Annotated in this window: 15 protein-coding genes; 8 read left to right on the plus strand and 7 right to left on the minus strand. The window is 50.2% G+C overall.

Annotation, left to right across the window (positions count from 1 at the left end; genetic code table 11):
- Positions 1 to 277: 277 nt before the first annotated feature.
- Together ACTHSX_RS01825 and ACTHSX_RS01830 are read left to right on the plus strand one after the other, a co-directional pair.
- Positions 278 to 3,016, plus strand: coding sequence for a calcium-binding protein (locus ACTHSX_RS01825; protein ID WP_440376476.1), 2,739 nt, complete (start codon positions 278 to 280; stop codon positions 3,014 to 3,016).
- 110 nt (positions 3,017 to 3,126) lie between these two features.
- The gene (locus tag ACTHSX_RS01830) at positions 3,127 to 3,684 is read left to right on the plus strand and encodes a nitroreductase family protein (RefSeq protein WP_440376475.1); all 558 of its coding nucleotides are present in this window, start codon (positions 3,127 to 3,129) and stop codon (positions 3,682 to 3,684) included.
- Positions 3,685 to 3,763: 79 nt separating this feature from the next.
- Here ACTHSX_RS01830 and ACTHSX_RS01835 read toward each other — a convergent pair whose 3' ends face one another.
- From ACTHSX_RS01835 to yajC, 4 genes are all read right to left on the minus strand, one after another.
- Complete coding sequence (locus tag ACTHSX_RS01835; protein WP_440376474.1) at positions 3,764 to 4,645, minus strand: carbohydrate kinase family protein; 882 nt, start codon at positions 4,643 to 4,645, stop codon at positions 3,764 to 3,766.
- A 325-nt stretch (positions 4,646 to 4,970) separates the two neighbouring features.
- Positions 4,971 to 5,906, minus strand: a complete 936-nt coding sequence (gene secF, locus ACTHSX_RS01840; RefSeq protein WP_049350727.1) for a protein translocase subunit SecF — start codon at positions 5,904 to 5,906, stop codon at positions 4,971 to 4,973.
- A 3-nt stretch (positions 5,907 to 5,909) separates the two neighbouring features.
- Positions 5,910 to 7,763, minus strand: coding sequence for a protein translocase subunit SecD (secD, locus tag ACTHSX_RS01845; RefSeq protein ID WP_440376473.1), 1,854 nt, complete (start codon positions 7,761 to 7,763; stop codon positions 5,910 to 5,912).
- A gap of 75 nt (positions 7,764 to 7,838) precedes the next feature.
- The gene (yajC, locus tag ACTHSX_RS01850; protein WP_003678762.1) at positions 7,839 to 8,105 is read right to left on the minus strand and encodes a preprotein translocase subunit YajC; all 267 of its coding nucleotides are present in this window, start codon (positions 8,103 to 8,105) and stop codon (positions 7,839 to 7,841) included.
- Between the two features lie 177 nt (positions 8,106 to 8,282).
- Here yajC and ACTHSX_RS01855 point away from each other — a divergent pair, with 177 nt between their 5' ends.
- The 4 genes from ACTHSX_RS01855 to ACTHSX_RS01870 all read left to right on the plus strand — a co-directional run bounded on the left by ACTHSX_RS01855 (position 8,283) and on the right by ACTHSX_RS01870 (position 13,709).
- Positions 8,283 to 9,341 carry a histone deacetylase family protein gene (locus tag ACTHSX_RS01855; protein WP_440376472.1) on the plus strand — a complete coding sequence of 353 codons (1,059 nt, stop codon included), beginning with the start codon at positions 8,283 to 8,285 and terminating at the stop codon, positions 9,339 to 9,341.
- Between the two features lie 233 nt (positions 9,342 to 9,574).
- Positions 9,575 to 10,639: a 2,3-butanediol dehydrogenase gene (locus ACTHSX_RS01860; protein ID WP_440376471.1), complete on the plus strand. Its 1,065-nt coding sequence runs from the start codon at positions 9,575 to 9,577 to the stop codon at positions 10,637 to 10,639.
- Between the two features lie 118 nt (positions 10,640 to 10,757).
- Positions 10,758 to 11,900 carry an NADH-dependent flavin oxidoreductase gene (locus ACTHSX_RS01865; RefSeq protein WP_440376470.1) on the plus strand — a complete coding sequence of 381 codons (1,143 nt, stop codon included), beginning with the start codon at positions 10,758 to 10,760 and terminating at the stop codon, positions 11,898 to 11,900.
- 213 nt (positions 11,901 to 12,113) lie between these two features.
- On the plus strand, positions 12,114 to 13,709 hold the full coding sequence (locus tag ACTHSX_RS01870) for a peptide chain release factor 3 (RefSeq protein WP_440376469.1): 1,596 nt from the start codon (positions 12,114 to 12,116) through the stop codon (positions 13,707 to 13,709).
- Between the two features lie 48 nt (positions 13,710 to 13,757).
- On the opposite strand, the gene ACTHSX_RS01875 is transcribed toward ACTHSX_RS01870, so the two are convergent.
- From ACTHSX_RS01875 to ACTHSX_RS01885, 3 genes are all read right to left on the minus strand, one after another.
- Positions 13,758 to 14,528, minus strand: a complete 771-nt coding sequence (locus ACTHSX_RS01875; protein WP_440376682.1) for a sulfite exporter TauE/SafE family protein — start codon at positions 14,526 to 14,528, stop codon at positions 13,758 to 13,760.
- Between the two features lie 132 nt (positions 14,529 to 14,660).
- Entirely contained in the window at positions 14,661 to 15,611 is a 951-nt protein-coding gene (locus ACTHSX_RS01880; RefSeq protein ID WP_295847517.1) for a bile acid:sodium symporter family protein, read from the minus strand.
- Positions 15,612 to 15,816: 205 nt separating this feature from the next.
- Positions 15,817 to 16,704 carry a YicC/YloC family endoribonuclease gene (locus ACTHSX_RS01885; protein WP_440376468.1) on the minus strand — a complete coding sequence of 296 codons (888 nt, stop codon included), beginning with the start codon at positions 16,702 to 16,704 and terminating at the stop codon, positions 15,817 to 15,819.
- 137 nt (positions 16,705 to 16,841) lie between these two features.
- On the opposite strand from ACTHSX_RS01885, the gene rph reads away from it, so the two are divergent.
- Positions 16,842 to 17,570: a ribonuclease PH gene (gene rph, locus ACTHSX_RS01890; RefSeq protein WP_003686003.1), complete on the plus strand. Its 729-nt coding sequence runs from the start codon at positions 16,842 to 16,844 to the stop codon at positions 17,568 to 17,570.
- 171 nt (positions 17,571 to 17,741) lie between these two features.
- Positions 17,742 to 18,962 carry an aspartate kinase gene (locus tag ACTHSX_RS01895; protein ID WP_004519299.1) on the plus strand — a complete coding sequence of 407 codons (1,221 nt, stop codon included), beginning with the start codon at positions 17,742 to 17,744 and terminating at the stop codon, positions 18,960 to 18,962.
- The last annotated feature ends 247 nt before the right edge of the window (positions 18,963 to 19,209 follow it).

Here is a 19,209-nt window from a genome sequence, read left to right on the forward strand (position 1 = left end):
TTTACAACCATTCATAGTTTGAAACTATGGAAATTGATGTGTGGTATATAGGAAACAAAACAGCCGCATAAGGCAAAGCCATTTAGCAAAAGAATAGACGGCAAACTAAGCCTGATAAGGCTCTCTATATATTGTCATATCTTAACGTTTTTGTTGTTTTTATCAAATTTCGGCACTAGTATATACAGCCTAAACACAATACAAATTAAGCAATACCGGCCATATGCCGGATACGTTTACTTCCTTGTTACTCTCATCAATATCTAAAGAAAATATCATGACAATCGAAAAAGCAATGCGCGCCCCCAATGCGCAATTTGAATTACGACATTTAGAGCAATTGCAGCCATCCCCCCTTGCACAAGCAACAACAGGCACATCGGGAGATGACGTTTATCATGTAACCCGCAGCGACGATAAAATCATTGAAAACCCAAATGGCGGAGATGATACGGTTTACAGCAACGTCAGCTATACCCTTCCAAACCACGTTGAAAACCTTGTTTTGACCGGTACCGCCAACATTTTTGGCGCAGGCAACAACAGCAACAACATCCTCATCGGCAATGACGGCCGCAACCGCCTCAACAGCGGTCGCGGTGACGACATCGTTTATGGCGGTGGCGACAACGATGTCATCAATGGCGGCGAAGGCAATGACCTTCTTTTCGGCGAAACGGGCAATGACATCCTCAACGGCGAAGCAGGCAACGATGTGCTTGAAGGTGGCGAAGGCGACGACACCTACCTCTTCTCTGACAAAAGCGAGCAAGACACCATCATCGACAATCAAGGCCACAACAGTATCCGCTTTCATACCGACCTGAGCCTTAACGATTTAACCATTGAAGTCCAAAACAACGAAACCGGTGGTAAAGACTGGTTGATTGCCGTGAAAAACAGCAACGCCGTTTTAACCATCAAAAACCAATACACTCAAAACGGTACAACACCGGCAGTCTCCCAATTCATCATCGGCACACAAAAACTGGATGTAAACAGCTTTGCCAAATATTTCAATATTTCCCTGACTGAGCATACCGAAAGTGGCAAGACCATCGATGGCAACGACGGCAATGACCATCTGATCGGCACATCCGGAGATGATATTATCGACGGCAAAGCCGGTGCCGACATTATGGAAGGCGGAGACGGCAATGACACTTACTACGTTGATGATATAAAAGACGTGGTGATTGAACAGGCTGGCGGCGGCGAAGACACCGTATTCAGCAGCATTTCTCATACTGCCGCTACCCACGTCGAAAATGTTACCTTGACCGGCTCGGCCAATATTTTTGCCGCCGGTAACAACAGCAATAACATCCTGACCGGTAACGAAGGCCGCAACCGCCTCAACAGCGGACGCGGTGATGATACCGTTTACGGCATGGGTGGCAACGACAACATCAATGGCGGCGACGGCAACGATTATCTGGATGGCGGCGACGGTAACGATGTCATCAACGGTGATGCAGGCGACGACATTTTGGTGGGCGACAAGGGTAAAGACATTCTAAAAGGCGGTGTCGGAAACGATACCTATATCTACGGCGACAACGATACCATTATCGACAACCAAGGCATCAATATCCTCAAGTTTTCAGACGGCCTGAGCAATGCCAAGCTCAACCTGAAGACCATTCATAACGATGACGGCAGCCAAAGCTGGGAAATTACTTCGGAGCAAGGTTCAGCCCTGATTCAAAACCAAATCAGCGCGGATGGCAGTATTTCCATCGACCGCTTCCAGTTCAACGACCAGACCTACACTGCCGCGCAGTTCCAACAAGCCTTCCAAGCGCTGAAGGCTGAAACCATTAAATTTGTCGGCACAAACGGCGATGACATCTTGCATGGCAATGCAGGCAACAATGAAATTGACGGCGGCAACGACGGCCATGACACCATTTATGGCCACGACGGCGATGACATCTTGCGCGAACACAGCGAAACCTATTACGGCAACGAACCCGCTTCCGACGATAAACTTTATGGCGGCAACGGCAACGACAAACTCTATGCCCATGTAGGCGCCGACTTACTCGACGGCGGCGCAGGCAATGATTATCTGGAAGGCGGCGAACACAACGATACCTATGTTTTCGGGAAAGGTTACGGTCACGACACCATTTTCGACTACAACTTCGGTTTTGACAGCGAAGCAAGCCTACACAGACTCAACGCCAACGTCGTTAAATTTGCCGGCGGCATTACCCTTGACGACCTCGAAATTACCGTTGAAAAAGGTTACGACAGAACCGGGATTGCCGACATGCCCGACAGCAACCAATTTGTATCCAATCCCCTGTTGGATGGCGATACTTGGCATATCCGCATTAAAGGCACAGACGATGTTTTAACCATCAAAAACCAAAGTGGCATTTATGGTGCGATTTCCGAATTTCAGTTTGACGGTAATACCTCATACAGCACAGGCGAGCTGATCAACCACTTCAAACTGTCTATCCCGCACATGATCGGCAACACAAACATCGTCCAATACACCAGCCAACCCATTGAAGAACTCAACCGAGATGTGTACAACAACTTCAACCACACCATCCACGCCGATAGCGACAACAGCGATTTAGATTTGTCGCGTTACACTTCTGTTGTCGAATACAGGGGCAATCGCAGCGATGAAACCATTACTTTGGGCCGAGGCATCAACATTGTCGATACAGCCGGCGGCAACGATACCATTACCGACCCGGGTGCCGACAACACCGTTATCATGTTTGGCAGAAACAGCGGCAACGACACCTTTAATCCGTATGGTGGCAGCGATACCCAAGTCCTTTTCAAAGAAGGGCTTACGCTGAAAGATTTACAGTTGAAAACCGGCGATGATTGGGTCCTAACCATCAAAGATACAGGCGACACCCTTACCATCCATGACATTGCCAACAATAATGTCGACAGCTTTGTATTCGGAAACGGTAAGAGTTATACCGCCGACGAAATCAGCAAAGCACTGATTACTGAAAATACACAAAACAACGGTATCCTGTAAAACTCAAAGGCCGTCTGAAACCTTAATTCAGACGGCCTTAGTCCTTTGCTGATTTATTTATCGTTCTGCTATATAATTATTCTCATTCGAATTCACAAGAAAGAATAAAAATGGATGCCTTAAATCTCCTCACCACGCGTCGCTCTTCCAAAAAACTGACTGCTCCGGCACCCAATGCCGAGCAACTGGAACAAATGCTGCAAGCGGCAACACAAGTTCCTGATCACGGCAATATGCGCCCTTACCGCTTTACTGTGATTCAAAGCGAAGCCGGCTTACAACGTTTCCGCGAGCTGTTGAGCAATACCGTTACCGAACTCAACTTCGGCGATGATGCTATGAAAAAAGCTGAACGCGTCGGCAACATGGCGCCCATGATTATCGGCGTTACATTTACGCCGAACCGTGAAGTGGCAAAACCCAAACCTGAATGGGAGCAAATGCTGACTGCCGGCTGCGCCGCCTATGCTTTACAACTGGCTGCTTCAGCCCAAGACTTCGACAATGTTTGGATTACGGGCATGTGGGTCAACAGCCCATTGTTGCGCGAAGCATTTGAGTGTGCCGACAAAGACAAAATCATCGGCCTGATGATGATTGGTTCACCAACCGAAGAAGGCGGCGGCCCAAAAAATACCAACTTGGAATGTTTTACAACTTATTGGTAAAGCCTGAAAACACTCAGGCCGTCTGAAAACCTGATTTAATGGTTTTTCAGACGGCCTTTTTATATCTATTATCGAAGCATCAAGCCGGATTCATAAATGCTTCAATTTCTTCCAAAGAAATATCCGCCGTCGCGCCATGGCGCGAGGCCACCAACGCACCCAACGCACAAGCAAAAGCAATGGCTTCTTGAGGAGGCGCATTATTCAGCAGTTTGTAAGTCAAGCCGCCAAGAAAGCTGTCGCCGGAGCCGACAGTATCCACCACTTTGACGCGGAAACCACAATGACGGTATAACTCGCCGTCCTTATACAAAACCGCGCCATGGCTGCCCAAAGTCACGCAAAGGATTTTGACGCCTGTCAGCTCAACGAGGTAGCCGATATTTTGCTCGATACTGTGATAAGGAGAGCCATAAGCCGCAGCCAATTCATACAACTCATCATCATTGAGTTTGACCATATCGGACTGTTTCATGGTCTCTAACAAGCGGTCAATATCGTAATGAGGCTTGCGTAGATTAACGTCAAAAATTTTGAATTTGGCTTCTTTCAGCAAAATAGCCAAGCTTTTACGCGAAATTTCATCACGGGTTGCCAAGCTGCCAAAAACGAAAGCATCGGACTCTGCCACACGTTTGATTGCCGCATCATCAACCGCAATCCTGTCCCACGCGCAAGGGTAAACAATCTCATAAGACGCACTGCCATACTTGTCCAAGTGTACTTTCACCAAGCTGGTCGCACATTCATGGCAAACCTGCAAATAATCAGTATTGACGTTTTTACTTTGAATCTGGTGTAGTAATTCTTCGCCATCGGCATCATCGCCACGACGGCTGATGATGGCAGTATCGATACCCAAAGACTGCAAACGAACGGTAACATTCAGGGGTGCACCACCTAATACCTTTCCATTTGGAAAATCGTCCCACAGCACTTCGCCGAAACTGGTTACTTTCATTCTTGGCCTTCCTTTTTTGAGGTTGATTGGCAGGGTCTGCACACCCGACAGATTTTTTGCAAATCATGTACTTGTAGTAAAACTCCAGCATCGGGGGCAAAAGTATTATGTTTTAAAATATTGGGACTGACAAGCAATTAAGGGGATATCAGACAATAAACTTGATTCATCACAAAATTATATTGTTCCTATTTTTTTCTATTTCTTTCACATTTATCCCCTCCTATTTCATTAAAACAAAACATTCTGAAATTTAAATACAAAAGGCCGTCTGAAAACTGATTCAATCAATTTTCAGACGGCCTTTATCGAATTATTGCAGTGTTTAGACTACAACTTCTTCTTTTTTCTTCACTTCTTTGGCAATGTTCTCACGACTCAAGCCAAACATCAGCAAAAGCGGGCTGGCAACCAATACGGAAGAGTAAATACCGAATACGATACCGATGGTCAGCGCCATAGAGAAACCGTGCAAGGCTGCGCCGCCAAACACCAGCATAGAAACAACCATTGCCTCGGTCGAACCGTGGGTAATGATGGTACGGCTCATGGTTGCGGTAATCGCGTTGTCGATGACTTCCGGCACAGTGTGGCCGCGCATATGCGGCTTACGGAAGTTTTCACGAATACGGTCAAACACAACCACAGATTCGTTCACGGAATAACCCAGAACTGCCAAGATACCTGCCAAGACAGTCAGAGAGAATTCCCATTGGAAGAAGGCGAAACAGCCGAGAATAATCACGATATCGTGCATATTCGCAATAATTGCGGACACTGCAAAACGCCACTCAAAACGCATGGACAAGTAAATAATAATACCTGCCACCACGAAGCCCAACGCCATCAGACCATTGGTAACCAATTCTTCACCAACCTGAGGGCCGATAAATTCAACTTGGCGCAAAGTAACGTCAGGATTGTCTTTTTTCAGCAAATCCATCACTTGGTTGGACAGCTGGGCTGACGTTACGCCTTCTTTGTTCGGCAGGCGAATCATGATGTGTTTGTTCGTACCCAATGCCTGAACCTGTACATCACCCATTTTCAGCGTATCAAGGCGTTCGCGCGTTTGATTCACATCCACGCCCTGCTGATATTGGACTTCCATCACCGTACCGCCGGTAAATTCGACGGAGAAATTCAGGCCTTTGGTTACCAAAAAGAACACGGCGGCGATAAACGTAACCAACGAAATAAAGGTCGTCAGTTTGCCGTAGCTCATAAACGGAATATCGCGTTTGATTTTAAATAATTCCATGTTTTACTCCTTGCCTTCTGCCATTTCAGCTTTCGGCTTCCATACCGCACCAATGGAAATATTCCGCAATTTGCGACGGCGGCCGTACCACAGGTTGACCAAAGCACGGAACACGACCACAGACGAATACATCGAGGTCAGAATACCAATACAGTGTACAACGGCAAAACCGCGTACAGGACCGGAACCGAATACCAACAAAGCAATACCGGCAATCAGAGAGGTCAAGTTAGAGTCGACAATGGTTGCCCAAGCATGTTGGAAACCGAGGTTGATGGCCTGTTGAGGTGGTATACCTGCGCGTAATTCTTCACGGATACGTTCGTTAATCAATACGTTGGAGTCAATCGCCATACCCAATGTCAATGCCAACGCGGCAATACCCGGCAGGGTCAGCGTTGCCTGCATGGCAGACAAAATACCTACCAAGAACAAGATATTGGTACTCAAAGCGATGGTAGAGAAGAAACCCATCAGGCGGTAGTAAACCACCATAAACGCAGCAACGGCGGCAAAGCCCCACAAAGTAGAATTGAAACCTTTTTCAATGTTTTCTTTACCCAAAGACGGGCCGATGGTACGTTCTTCGACAATTTGCATAGGCGCCGCCAGCGAGCCGGCACGCAGCAATAATGAAGTATCGTTGGCTTCGGCAGTTGTCATGCTGCCGGAAATTTCTACACGGCCACCGGTAATAGCGGCGCGGATGACAGGCGCGGTCACGACTTCGGATTTACCTTGGTCGATCAACACCATAGCCATACGTTTACCCACATTGGCCGAAGTCAATTCGCCAAAAATGCTGCCACCTGCGCTGTCCAAGCTCAGGCTCACGGCAGGCGCACCCATTTGGTCAAAGCTAGGCTGCGCGTCGTTGATGTTGTCACCGGTCAGTTCAACTTGTTTGTTGACCAAAATAGTTTCCGGATGATCGCCACCGCTTGACAGCAACTCGTAACCAGTCGGCACATTACCGTTTAAGGCTTCCTGCAGTTTAATCGGATCGTCTTCCACCATGCGCACTTCCAAAGTCGCGGTACGACCGATAATGTCTTTTGCTTTGGCAGTATCTTGTACACCCGGCAGCTGTACAACGATGCGGTCAATACCGGATTGCTGGATAACCGGCTCTGCCACACCCAATTCGTTCACACGGTTGTGCAAAGTGTTGATGTTTTGCTTAACCGCATCAGTGCGTACTTTATTGATCGCCTCTTCAGACAGAGTCAGCACGATATTGTTACCGTCTGCAAGCAAAGTGGCTTCAGGGAACATTTTTTGCAACTGAGGCAAGGCCTTTTGTACATCGGCAGCATCTTGCAGAGGCACGGTCAGACCGTTTTCAGTATGATGCACTGTACCGGTACGGATTTTTTCGCGGCGCAATTCGCGACGGATATCGCCGGCGTAACGTTCAAACGTTTTCTGCATCGCGGCTTTCATGTCCACCTGCATGGTGAAATGCACACCGCCGCGCAAGTCCAGACCCAAGAACATCGGATTGGCTTTAATTTTCGCCATCCACTCAGGACTGTCCGCCAAAAGGTTGAGCGCGGTAATATAGCCTTCGCCCAAAGTGCTTTCGATGACATCACGCGCTTTCAGTTGCGTTTCAGTATCTTTAAAACGCACTTTCAGCGAATTATCGACAATGAACATACCGTCCGTCTGAATACCTGCGCTTTGCAACGCAGAAGACACTTTAGACTGGGTTTGCTCATTGATAACGATGGCTTGTCGGTTGGTTGATACCTGTACGGCAGGCGTTTCACCGAAAAGGTTGGGCAGCGAGTAAACAGCCGCAACCACAATCGTGAACGCAATCAGCAGGTATTTCCATAAAGGATAACGGTTCATGGTAAACCTTTGCTTTATTTATAAAGGCAAACAGCCGCACTCGGAAAATGAGGCGGCTTTTCGCAAAAAAACGGATTATTCGGCTTTCGCGGCAATCGCGTTGCGTTCCACTTCCACTTCGATTCTCGCACCTTGGCCGATATCGACAGTGTAGAATTGCTCGCCGACTTTGGTCACGCGGCCTTTGAAACCTGCAGCCAAAACGACTTTATCGCCTACTTTCAAAGCAGCCAGCATAGCTTGGTGTGCTTTGAATTTCTTTTGTTGAGGACGCATAATCAGGAAGTAAAACACCACCATAATCAGCAGTAAAGGGGCAAATTGAGCCACAGCTTGATTCATAATATATCCGTTCTTTTGAGTTTTAAGATAAAGTAAAAAACTGCATACAGTCCCAAACGCAGTTGGTCGGACTGTAAAATTGAGCTATTCTAAAGGCCGTCTGAAAAATTTCCAAGCATTTCCGTATTTATTAACCATATTTAGCAGTCCGTGCGACTCGTTCGAGACACACTTTCCATGCTTAAAAAAATCATTTGGCGCGTGCGTACCCTGCTGCGTCGACTACTCGGCAAAAATGCCCGCACCGTATGGATTTCCCATCCGATATTTCTGCAGCATCAGCCGGGCACCAACCACCCCGACAAGCCCGAACGCATCAGCGCCATTCAAGCCGCCTTAAAAAAGGAAGGCATTTGGCGTGACCTGCAAACCGCTGAAGCACCCGAAATCAAAGATGCGCAACTGGCATTGGTTCATTCGCGCAATTATCTGCACGAATTGGAAGCCGCCCAGCCGATCCCCGGCAAAATCCACCGCATCGATGACGATACGGTCATCTGCCACGACTCCCTCCAAGCCGCCCGTTTTGCAGCCGGAGCCGTTGTCAAGGCAGTCGATATGGTGATGAACAAAAAGGCTTGGCATGCTTTTTGCGCCATCCGCCCACCCGGCCACCATGCCCACAGCAACAGCGCCAGCGGATTCTGCCTCGTCAACAACACCGCCGCCGGCGTGATGCACGCCATTGCCCAGTACCGCCTGCAACGCATCGCCGTCATCGATTTCGACGCCCACTTCGGCGACGGTACGGCGGAGATTCTCCAAGACGATCCGCGCGTGATGTTTTTCAACCTGTTTGAAACCGACATCTTCCCCTTCCCGGAGGCGGAACAATACGCCGGCAGCAAAAATATGCTGCATACGCCCCTCAAACCGGGCACAGGCAGCCGTATCTTCCGTACGACCATCCGTGAACAATGGCTGCCCAAGCTGGAAGCTTTCCGCCCCGAGTTGGTGTTGCTTTCAGCTGGTTTTGACGGGCACAAACAAGACGAAACAGGCCGTCTGAACCTGCATGAAGCCGATTTTGCCTGGCTGACGCACAAAATCGTCCAAGCAACGGCAAGCTGTCAGGGGCGTGTCGTTTCCGTACTGGAAGGCGGCTATACCTTGGAATCCATGTCCAAATCCGCCGCCGCCCATATTCGCGTATTGGCGGGCTTAAGCAAGGCCGACTACGTCATCGCCTACCAAAAACATCTGAAGCGCGGCAAAAGTAACAATCCTACACCATAACGCATTCAAACTATTGCCCCAGTCCGTCTGAAAATAGATTATCCATTTCAGACGGCCTTTTTTTTCATTTACAAACTTTAATTTGAGCAAAGACAAACCATTTCCATATTATTAGTAGTAAAATAATAAACATAAAACATATCAATAAAACCATTTCACACGCCACACTGCTTCCCTTTCCCTAATTGACCGTCTTTTTCAGACGGCCTCCACTTTAAAAAAGGAGCGTTACAATGAAAGCAGCACGTTTTTATAACAAAGGCGACATCCGCATCGAAGACATTCCAGAGCCAACCGTAGCTCCGGGTACTGTCGGCATTAATGTTGCGTGGTGCGGTATCTGCGGTACCGACCTGCACGAATTCATGGAAGGCCCGATTTTCATTCCGCCTTGCGGCCATCCGCACCCAATCTCCGGCGAGTCTGCGCCAGTCACCATGGGTCACGAATTTTCCGGCGTGGTTTATGCCGTAGGCGAAGGTGTGGACGACATCAAAGTCGGCCAACACGTTGTTGTCGAACCCTACATCATCCGCGACGACGTACCAACCGGCGAAGGCAGCAACTACCACCTCTCCAAAGACATGAACTTCATCGGCTTGGGCGGCTGCGGTGGCGGCTTGTCTGAAAAAATCGCCGTTAAACGCCGTTGGGTACACCCTATTTCCGACAAAATCCCATTGGACCAAGCCGCTTTGATTGAGCCTCTGTCCGTCGGCCACCACGCTTATGTCCGCAGCGGCGCGAAAGCAGGCGACGTCGCATTGGTTGGCGGCGCAGGCCCGATCGGTTTGCTGCTTGCCGCCGTGTTGAAAGCCAAAGGCATCAAAGTCATCATCACCGAATTGAGCAAAGCGCGCAAAGACAAAGCCCGCGAAGCCGGTGTGGCCGACTACATCCTCGACCCGTCTGAAGTCGATGTCGTCGAAGAAGTGAAAAAATTGACCAACGGCGAAGGCGTAGACGTCGCATTCGAATGTACCAGCGTGAACAAAGTTCTGGATACTTTGGTTGAAGCGTGCAAGCCCACGGCCAATTTGGTTATCGTCTCCATCTGGAGCCACCCCGCTACCATCAACGTCCACAGCGTCGTGATGAAAGAGCTGGACGTGCGCGGCACCATCGGCTACTGCAACGACCACGCCGAAACCATCAAATTGGTTGAAGAAGGCAAAATCAACCTTGAGCCTTTCATCACCCAACGCATCAAACTGGACGAATTGATTTCCGAAGGCTTCGAGCGCTTGATCCACAACAATGAATCCGCAGTAAAAATCATTGTTAATCCCAATCTTTAATCCTAAGGCTTAAAGAATACACAGGCCGTCTGAAACTTTTCAGACGGCCTGTGTACTTGATAAATTCCCGAATGGCCCAATTCTATGCCGACCATTCACTTATCAAGAGTAAAACTCCATGAATTCAAAATACGCCACACTCTTTCAAACATACACCCTCAATAACGGCGTAACCATCAAAAACCGCCTTGTCGTCGCCCCCATGACCCATTTCGGCTCACAAGCCGACGGTTTAATCAGCGACCAAGAGCGTACCTTCCTCAGCAACCGCGCAGGCGATATGGGCATGTTTATCACTGCCGCCACTTTGGTTCAAAAAGACGGCAAAGCCTTTCACGGCCAACCTGAAGCCACAGGCGAACACTGCCTCGACAGCCTGAAAGAAACCGCACAAATCCTGCAACAGCAAGGCGCAAAAGCAATTTTACAAATTCATCACGGCGGTTCCAAAGCCATGGATGACCTTTTGGACGGTCTCGATAAAATCAGCGCTTCCGCCAGCGAAGCCGAACACGCACGCGAAGCGACCGCAAAAGAAGTCGAAGCACTCATCGCCTCTTATGCGCAAGCCGCCGATTTGGCACTTCGTGCCGGTTTTGACGGCGTGGAAATCCACGGTGCCAATACCTATCTGATCCAACAGTTTTACTCTGCCCAAAGCAACCGCCGCAACGACCAATGGGGTGGCAGCTTGGAAAACAGAATGCGCTTCCCGCTGGCCGTTATCGATGCCGTGGTTGCCGTCCGTGAAAAACACCAGCGCGACGACTTCATTATCGGCTACCGCTTCTCCCCCGAAGAACCGGGCGATGACGGCTTAACCATGACCGAAACCGGCGCACTGATTGACGCATTGGTACAAAAACCGCTGCAATATCTGCACGTTTCCCTGTGGGAATTTGATAAAAAAATCCGTCGCGGCGGCGATACCGCGCAAACCCGTATGCAGTTCATCCACGAACGCATCAACGGCAAACTGCCGCTTATCGGCGTGGGCAACCTGTTTACCGCCGACCAAATTTTGGCCGCCTATGAAACCGGCTGGGCAGAATTTATCGCATTGGGCAAAACCGTGATGATTAATCCGCACATCGCCACGCAAATCCGTGAAGGCCGCGAAGATGAAATCGAAACGCAACTCGACCCGACGCGCGCCGACCATTACGGCCTCCCTGACACCTTGTGGGGATTTGCCTCCAGCGGTACGCAATCATGGCTGCCGCCGGTAAAAGGCGCGGAATGGAAACCGATGGATATTTAATCATCGATTCATAAACAAAGGCCGTCTGAAACTTTTCAGATGGCCTTTGTTTTGGCACAAACATTGAATTATCAAGCATTTTTTTGTACAATTCCGCATCTTTCAATCCATTGCAGGGCGTGTTGCACACGCCCTTATTTTAGCCTGTTTTCCAACACCCATATCCTTCAGGCCGTCTGAAAAAGCGGCCTGAAACTTTTTGCAAAGAAAACCATGTCCCAAGAAATCCTCGACCAAGTGCGCCGCCGCCGCACGTTTGCCATCATCTCCCACCCCGACGCGGGTAAAACCACGCTGACCGAAAAACTCTTGCTGTTTTCAGGTGCGATTCAGAGCGCGGGTACGGTAAAAGGCAAGAAAACCGGCAAATTCGCCACCTCCGACTGGATGGACATCGAGAAGCAGCGCGGCATTTCCGTGGCCTCGTCCGTAATGCAGTTTGACTACAAAGACCATACCGTCAACCTCTTGGATACTCCGGGACACCAAGACTTCTCCGAAGACACCTACCGCGTGTTGACCGCCGTCGACAGCGCCTTGATGGTCATCGATGCGGCAAAAGGTGTGGAAGCACAAACCATCAAACTCTTGAACGTCTGCCGCCTGCGCAATACGCCGATTGTCACGTTCATGAACAAATACGACCGCGAAGTGCGCGATTCTTTGGAGTTGCTGGACGAAGTGGAAAACATCCTGCAAATCCGCTGCGCGCCCGTAACCTGGCCGATCGGCATGGGCAAAAACTTCAAAGGCGTGTACCACATCCTGAACGATGAAATCTATCTCTTTGAAGCCGGCGGCGAACGTCTGCCGCACGAGTTCGACATCATCAAAGGTATCGACAATCCCGAATTGGAACAACGCTTCCCGTTGGAAATCCAGCAGCTGCGCGACGAAATCGAATTGGTGCAGGCTGCCTCCAATGAATTTAATCTTGACGAATTCCTCGCCGGCGAACTCACGCCCGTGTTCTTCGGCTCGGCGATTAACAACTTCGGTATTCAGGAAATCCTCAATTCATTGATTGAATGGGCGCCTGCGCCGAAACCGCGCGACGCGACCGCGCGCATGGTCGAGCCGGACGAGCCGAAATTTTCCGGATTTATCTTCAAAATCCAAGCCAATATGGACCCGAAACACCGCGACCGCATCGCCTTCTTGCGCGTCTGCTCCGGTAAATTCGAGCGCGGCATGAAGATGAAACACCTGCGTATCAACCGCGAAATCGCCGCCTCCAGCGTGGTGACCTTCATGTCGCACGATCGTGAGCTGGTGGAAGAAGCCTACGCCGGCGACATCATCGGCATCCCGAACCACGGCAACATCCAAATCGGCGACAGCTTCTCCGAAGGCGAACAACTGGCGTTCACCGGCATCCCCTTCTTCGCGCCCGAACTGTTCCGCAGCGTACGCATTAAAAACCCGCTGAAAATCAAGCAACTGCAAAAAGGTTTGCAACAGCTTGGCGAAGAAGGCGCGGTACAGGTTTTCAAACCGATGAGCGGCGCAGATTTGATTTTGGGCGCGGTCGGCGTGTTGCAGTTTGAAGTCGTTACCTCGCGCCTCGCCAACGAATACGGCGTAGAAGCCGTGTTCGACAGCGCATCCATCTGGTCGGCGCGCTGGGTATCGTGCGAAGACAAGAAAAAGCTGGCGGAGTTTGAAAAAGCCAATGCAGGCAATCTGTCGATAGACGCAGGCGGCAACCTCGCCTATCTCGCACCTAACCGCGTCAACCTGAATCTGACACAAGAACGCTGGCCGGACATCGTGTTCCACGAAACACGCGAGCATTCGGTTAAACTGTAAAACACAAAGGCCGTCTGAAACTTTCAGACGGCCTTTTTTCATTCGATATCAACCCAATAAATCCCAAGCAAACTTCCCAATAGTCAGGCACAGCAGCAACATAAATCCGTAACGCAGCAGCTTGGTTCCGCCGCGTATTGCCAAGCGCGCACCAACCACACCGCCGCATAAATTTGCCACCGCCAACGGTATCGCCCATGCCCACACGACATGGCCTTGCGGGATAAAAAACATCAGCGCGGCAAGATTGGTAGTCGAATTGATGACCTTTGCCGAGGCGTTCGCCGCTAAAAAATCGTAGCCGTAAAAGCGGACGAACACAAAAGCCAGCAGGCTGCCCGTTCCCGGCCCGAACACGCCGTCGTAAAACCCGATTAACGCGCCGAAAAATAAGCCCCATAAAGTTTCGCGGCGTGTCATCTTTTCAGTGCGCACCGTCTGCCCCAAGTCTTTTTTCAAAAAAGTGTACAGGCACATGGCAATCATGATGACCAGCATCGCCGGTTTCATATATTGCACGGGGAAATACACTACCGTTTTCGCGCCCAAATATGAAGCGGCAAATGCCAACGCCGCGGCAGGCAGCAGCATTTTCCACGGCACGGGGATTCGGCGCAGATATTGCCCCGTCGCGGTCAACGTGCCGCAGCAGGAAGCAAATTTATTGACACCCATCACCGAGGCCACAGGCGTAGCGTTTGGCAATAGGTTGAACAATCCGGGAATCTGCAACAGCCCGCCTCCGCCAACGGCCGCATCCATTAGCCCGGCGGAAAAACCGACCCATACCAGATAATAAAAAAACGAATCTGCAAGCATCATATCCATCTCTAAAAAGCAAAGCGATTTTGCGCGTGTTTGCCTGTCCTGACAACCTACAAGGCCGTCTGAAAACAAGAAACCTTATTCTGTTTTCAGACGGCCTTTTGTTATCTGGAAATATTTACCGGCTTATTGCTTACGCTTGTCCCACCATGCAAACAAATTGCCCAAAACCGTTCCCGATACAGAGTGCCAAACGCAAGCAACGGCGGCGGCAACTGCAGACTCGGCATTACCGGGGAAGAATTTAGCACTCAAACCGGTGGCAAGTCCGGCGTTTTGTACACCGACTTCTATGGCAAGGGTACGTTTTTTGGCGGTATTCATGCCGGTCAGCGCGCCGCTGTAATAGCCAAGAATATAGCCGCCGATGTTGTGGGCAGCGATGGCGAGTACCATCACGAAGGCGGATTCGGCGAAACGATGGCCATGAACGGCAGCAACGCCGCCGACGATGCAGGCAAACGCGACAACGGCAACAGCCGGCATAATCGCGCGCACGTCTTCAAACCAGTGTTTTTTATGCAGCAAGATATTGGCGACAGAGCCGATAACGACAGGCAACAGGGTAACGAGCAGCATAAATTTGAACATACCCCAGCCGTCCATTTCGACGGTTTGTCCGACCAAATAAGTCATCCACAGCGGCGTCATCACAGGCGCGAGGACGGTGGAAACAGTCGTCATGCCAACCGAAAAGGCAACATCGCCTTTAGCCAAAAAACTCATGATATTGGACGAAACGCCGCCCGGACAAGTACCGACCAAAACCAAACCCAGCGTCAATCCGGGCGAAAGGTCAAAGGCTCTGGCAATACCGATGGCAAGCAGCGGCATAATCGTGTATTGGGCGATGGCGCCGATAAAAATATCGAGTGGACGTTGTGCCAAAATTTGATAATCTTCTTTGCCCAAAGTCATGCCCATACCGAGCATGATGATGCCGAGTACAACGACTTGCGTATCGCCTTTCACCCACGAAAAAGTGGCAGGTTCGATAAAGGCGATGATGGAGGCAAGGACGATAATCAGGGCGGTGAAGCGGGTCATTTGTCGGCTGACAGCGGTCAGAAAGTTCATGTTTTTACTCCTTTGTATGTTTTTATCATGACAATAATTGCCATAATTTAACACATGTTAACTGTTGTGCGCAATTACAGTAACGAAACAGGAAATCCGCCATCCAATAATGTTTAAAAACAAACCACTCCGATTCCACCCAATATCAACACAAAGGCCGTCTGAAACTTTTCAGACGGCCTTGTTTTATCTGTTCGTTATCGATTTATTCGATATTTTGAACCTGTTCGCGCATTTGCTCGATCAAGACTTTCAGTTCAACCGATGCTTGCGTACATTCGGCGGCGATGGCTTTGCTGCCCAAGGTATTGGCTTCACGGTTCAACTCTTGCATCAAGAAATCCAGACGTTTGCCTGCGCTGCCCTTGCCTTCGGTAACAATGCGGCGCACTTCGGCGATATGGGTGCGTAAACGGCTGAATTCTTCATCCACATCGGATTTTTGAATAAACAAAGCAAATTCTTGTTGCAAGCGGTCGTTGTCGATATTGCCGACAGCTTCTGCCAAACGGGCTTTGACTTTGTCCATATGCGCCTGCAGCAGGCTTGGGAACAATTCATTCAAAGCGTCCACAATCTCTTCCATAGCGGTCAGACGTTGCAGCAAATGTTCGCCCAGCTTTTTGCCTTCGCGTTTGCGGGCGGCGGTAAACTCTTTCAACGCGCCGGTCAATAAATCTTTAACACCTTTCGCCAAGGCCTCAGAGTCTTCGCCCTGCCCTGCCAAAACGCCGGGGAAACGCAAAACGTCGGCCACGCTCAGCTTGCCGAAATTGTGTTCCTTACGCCATTCTTTGTTTAAATGCGCCAGCTGTGCGACCAAATCCTGATTGACCTCCAAAGTCTGTCCGCCAGAGGCCGCATCTTGCAGCTGGATGCGGCACTCCAATTTACCGCGCGCCACAGCTGCGGCAATCTGTTCGCGCAATGCGCCTTCCAAATAGCGCAACTCTTCCGGCATACGGAATTGGACATCCAAATAACGATGGTTGACCGCGCGGATTTCCAAATTAATCCGCTTACCGCCGCATTCGCCTGCGGCATTGGCAAAGCCGGTCATGCTGTGGATTTGAATAGTTCGTCTTGTAGCCATGGTTTTACTCCGTTTCCAAATACGAGTGAAAGTATGGACACTATAACACACCCGACCGACGATTTTCAGACGGCCTTTGGTACCAAATTCCTCTATAATTCAAGGCAACCTGTTTTTTATTCCCTCAAAGGACCATCATGAGCGACTACACCCGCACCGGCCGCGCCGCCGACAGCCTGCGCAATATCAAAATCACCCCCAATTTCCTCCCCCACGCCGACGGCTCCTGCCTTATCGAATGCGGTAACACCAAAGTCATTTGCACTGCCTCCATCGACGAAAATGTCCCACCATTCCTGCGCGGTAAAGAACAAGGCTGGGTAACGGCCGAATACGGTATGTTGCCGGCTTCCACCGCCTCCCGTATGCGCCGCGAGGCTGCCGCGGGCAAACAGTCCGGCCGCACTCAAGAAATCCAACGCCTGATCGGCCGCTCGCTACGCGCCGTCGTCGATATGGAAAAACTCGGCGAACGCCAAATCCTGATTGACTGCGACGTTATCCAAGCCGACGGCGGTACGCGTACCGCCTCCATTACCGGCGCCTACGTTGCCCTGCAAATCGCCGTGGACAAACTCCTTTCAGACGGCCTTATCAGCGAAAACCCCATCCGAGAAGCCGTTGCCGCCGTTTCCGCCGGCGTGGTGGGCGGCGTACCGCTTTTGGACTTGGACTATCCCGAAGATTCAGGCTGCGACAGCGACGTTAACATCATCATGACCGCATCCGGCAAAATCATCGAAATTCAAGGTACGGCCGAAGGTGCTCCGTTCAGCATCGAAGAATTGGGCAAACTCATTGCCCTCGCACACAAAGGCATTGCCGAATTGGTTCAACACCAGCAGGCTGCCCTTTTAGCCCGATAATCAGCAAGGCCGTCTGAAAACTTTCAGACGGCCTTTTGTAACCAAACCCCTTTATGCGTATTTACTCAAAAAAGCGCCTCCCATCCTTGAATTTCATGTAAAAAATAGTAATAATAACCCTTTTTCCAGCAAACCAAGCTGCCCGACAAACCCCACAAGAAAGCACGAAACATGGCGTTAATCGTACATAAATACGGCGGCACATCAGTAGGCTCGCCAGAACGCATTAAAAACGTAGCCAAACGTGTCGCCAAAGCCCGCGCCGAAGGACACGACATCGTAGTCGTCGTATCCGCCATGAGCGGCGAAACCAACCGACTGGTCGCACTGGCGCACGAAATGCAAGAGCATCCCGATCCGCGCGAACTCGACGTCGTTCTCGCTACCGGCGAACAAGTAACCATCGGCCTGCTGGCCATGGCCCTGAAAGACATCGGCGTTGACGCCAAGAGCTACACCGGTTGGCAAGTCGCCCTCCAAACCGACACTTCCCACACCAAAGCCCGCATCGAAAACATCGACGACGAAAGAATGCGTGCCGATTTGGCCGCCGGTAAAGTCGTTATCGTAGCCGGTTTCCAAGGCATCAGCAGCGAAGGCAATATCTCAACCCTCGGCCGTGGCGGTTCGGACACCTCCGCCGTTGCCATCGCCGCAGCCCTCAAAGCCGACGAATGCCAAATTTACACCGACGTGGACGGCGTTTACACCACCGACCCGCGCGTCGTACCCGAAGCACGCCGCATGGACACGATCACATTCGAAGAAATGATCGAATTGGCCAGCCTCGGCTCAAAAGTTTTACAAATCCGCTCCGTAGAATTCGCCGGAAAATACAAAGTGCGCCTGCGCGTACTCAGCAGCCTGCAAGATGGCGGCAACGGCACCCTGATTACCTTTGAAGAGGACGACAACATGGAAAGAGCAGCCGTAACCGGTATCGCATTCGACAAAAACCAAGCACGCATCAACGTACGCGGCGTACCTGATAAACCCGGCGTTGCCTACCAAATCCTCGGCGCAGTTGCCGATGCCAACATCGAAGTCGACATGATCATCCAAAATGTCGGCAGCGAAGGCACAACCGACTTCTCCTTCACCGTTCCACGCGGCGACTACAAACAAACCATCGAACTGCTGCAACAACGCCAAGACAGCATCGGCGCCGCTTACATCGACGGCGACGACACCGTATGCAAAGTCTCCGCAGTCGGCTTGGGCATGCGTTCACACGTCGGCGTAGCTGCCAAAATCTTCCGCACCCTTGCAGAAGAAGGCATCAACATCCAAATGATTTCAACTTCCGAAATCAAAGTATCCGTCCTGATTGACGAAAAATACATGGAACTGGCCACCCGCGTTCTACATAAAGCATTCGACTTGGGCAACTAATTCCAGCCAGTCAAAAAGGCCGTCTGAAACTTTATTGTTTCAGACGGCCTTTTTATTTCCATTACATCAACCAAAAACATCTTAATGAAAAAATCTACTTTAGCTTAAAACAGCATAGCCTACCTTATTATTACCCTTGTTAATTTCATCATATGTTCAATATTTTACAACCATCCATCTTCGCCGTTTAATTCCAAAAACATATCACTTAACCTAATTTGAGAAAAATAAACAAATTTGTAATAAA

Source organism: Neisseria sp. P0014.S002 (assembly GCF_051958295.1).
Taxonomy (GTDB): Bacteria; Pseudomonadota; Gammaproteobacteria; order Burkholderiales; family Neisseriaceae; genus Neisseria; species Neisseria flavescens_B.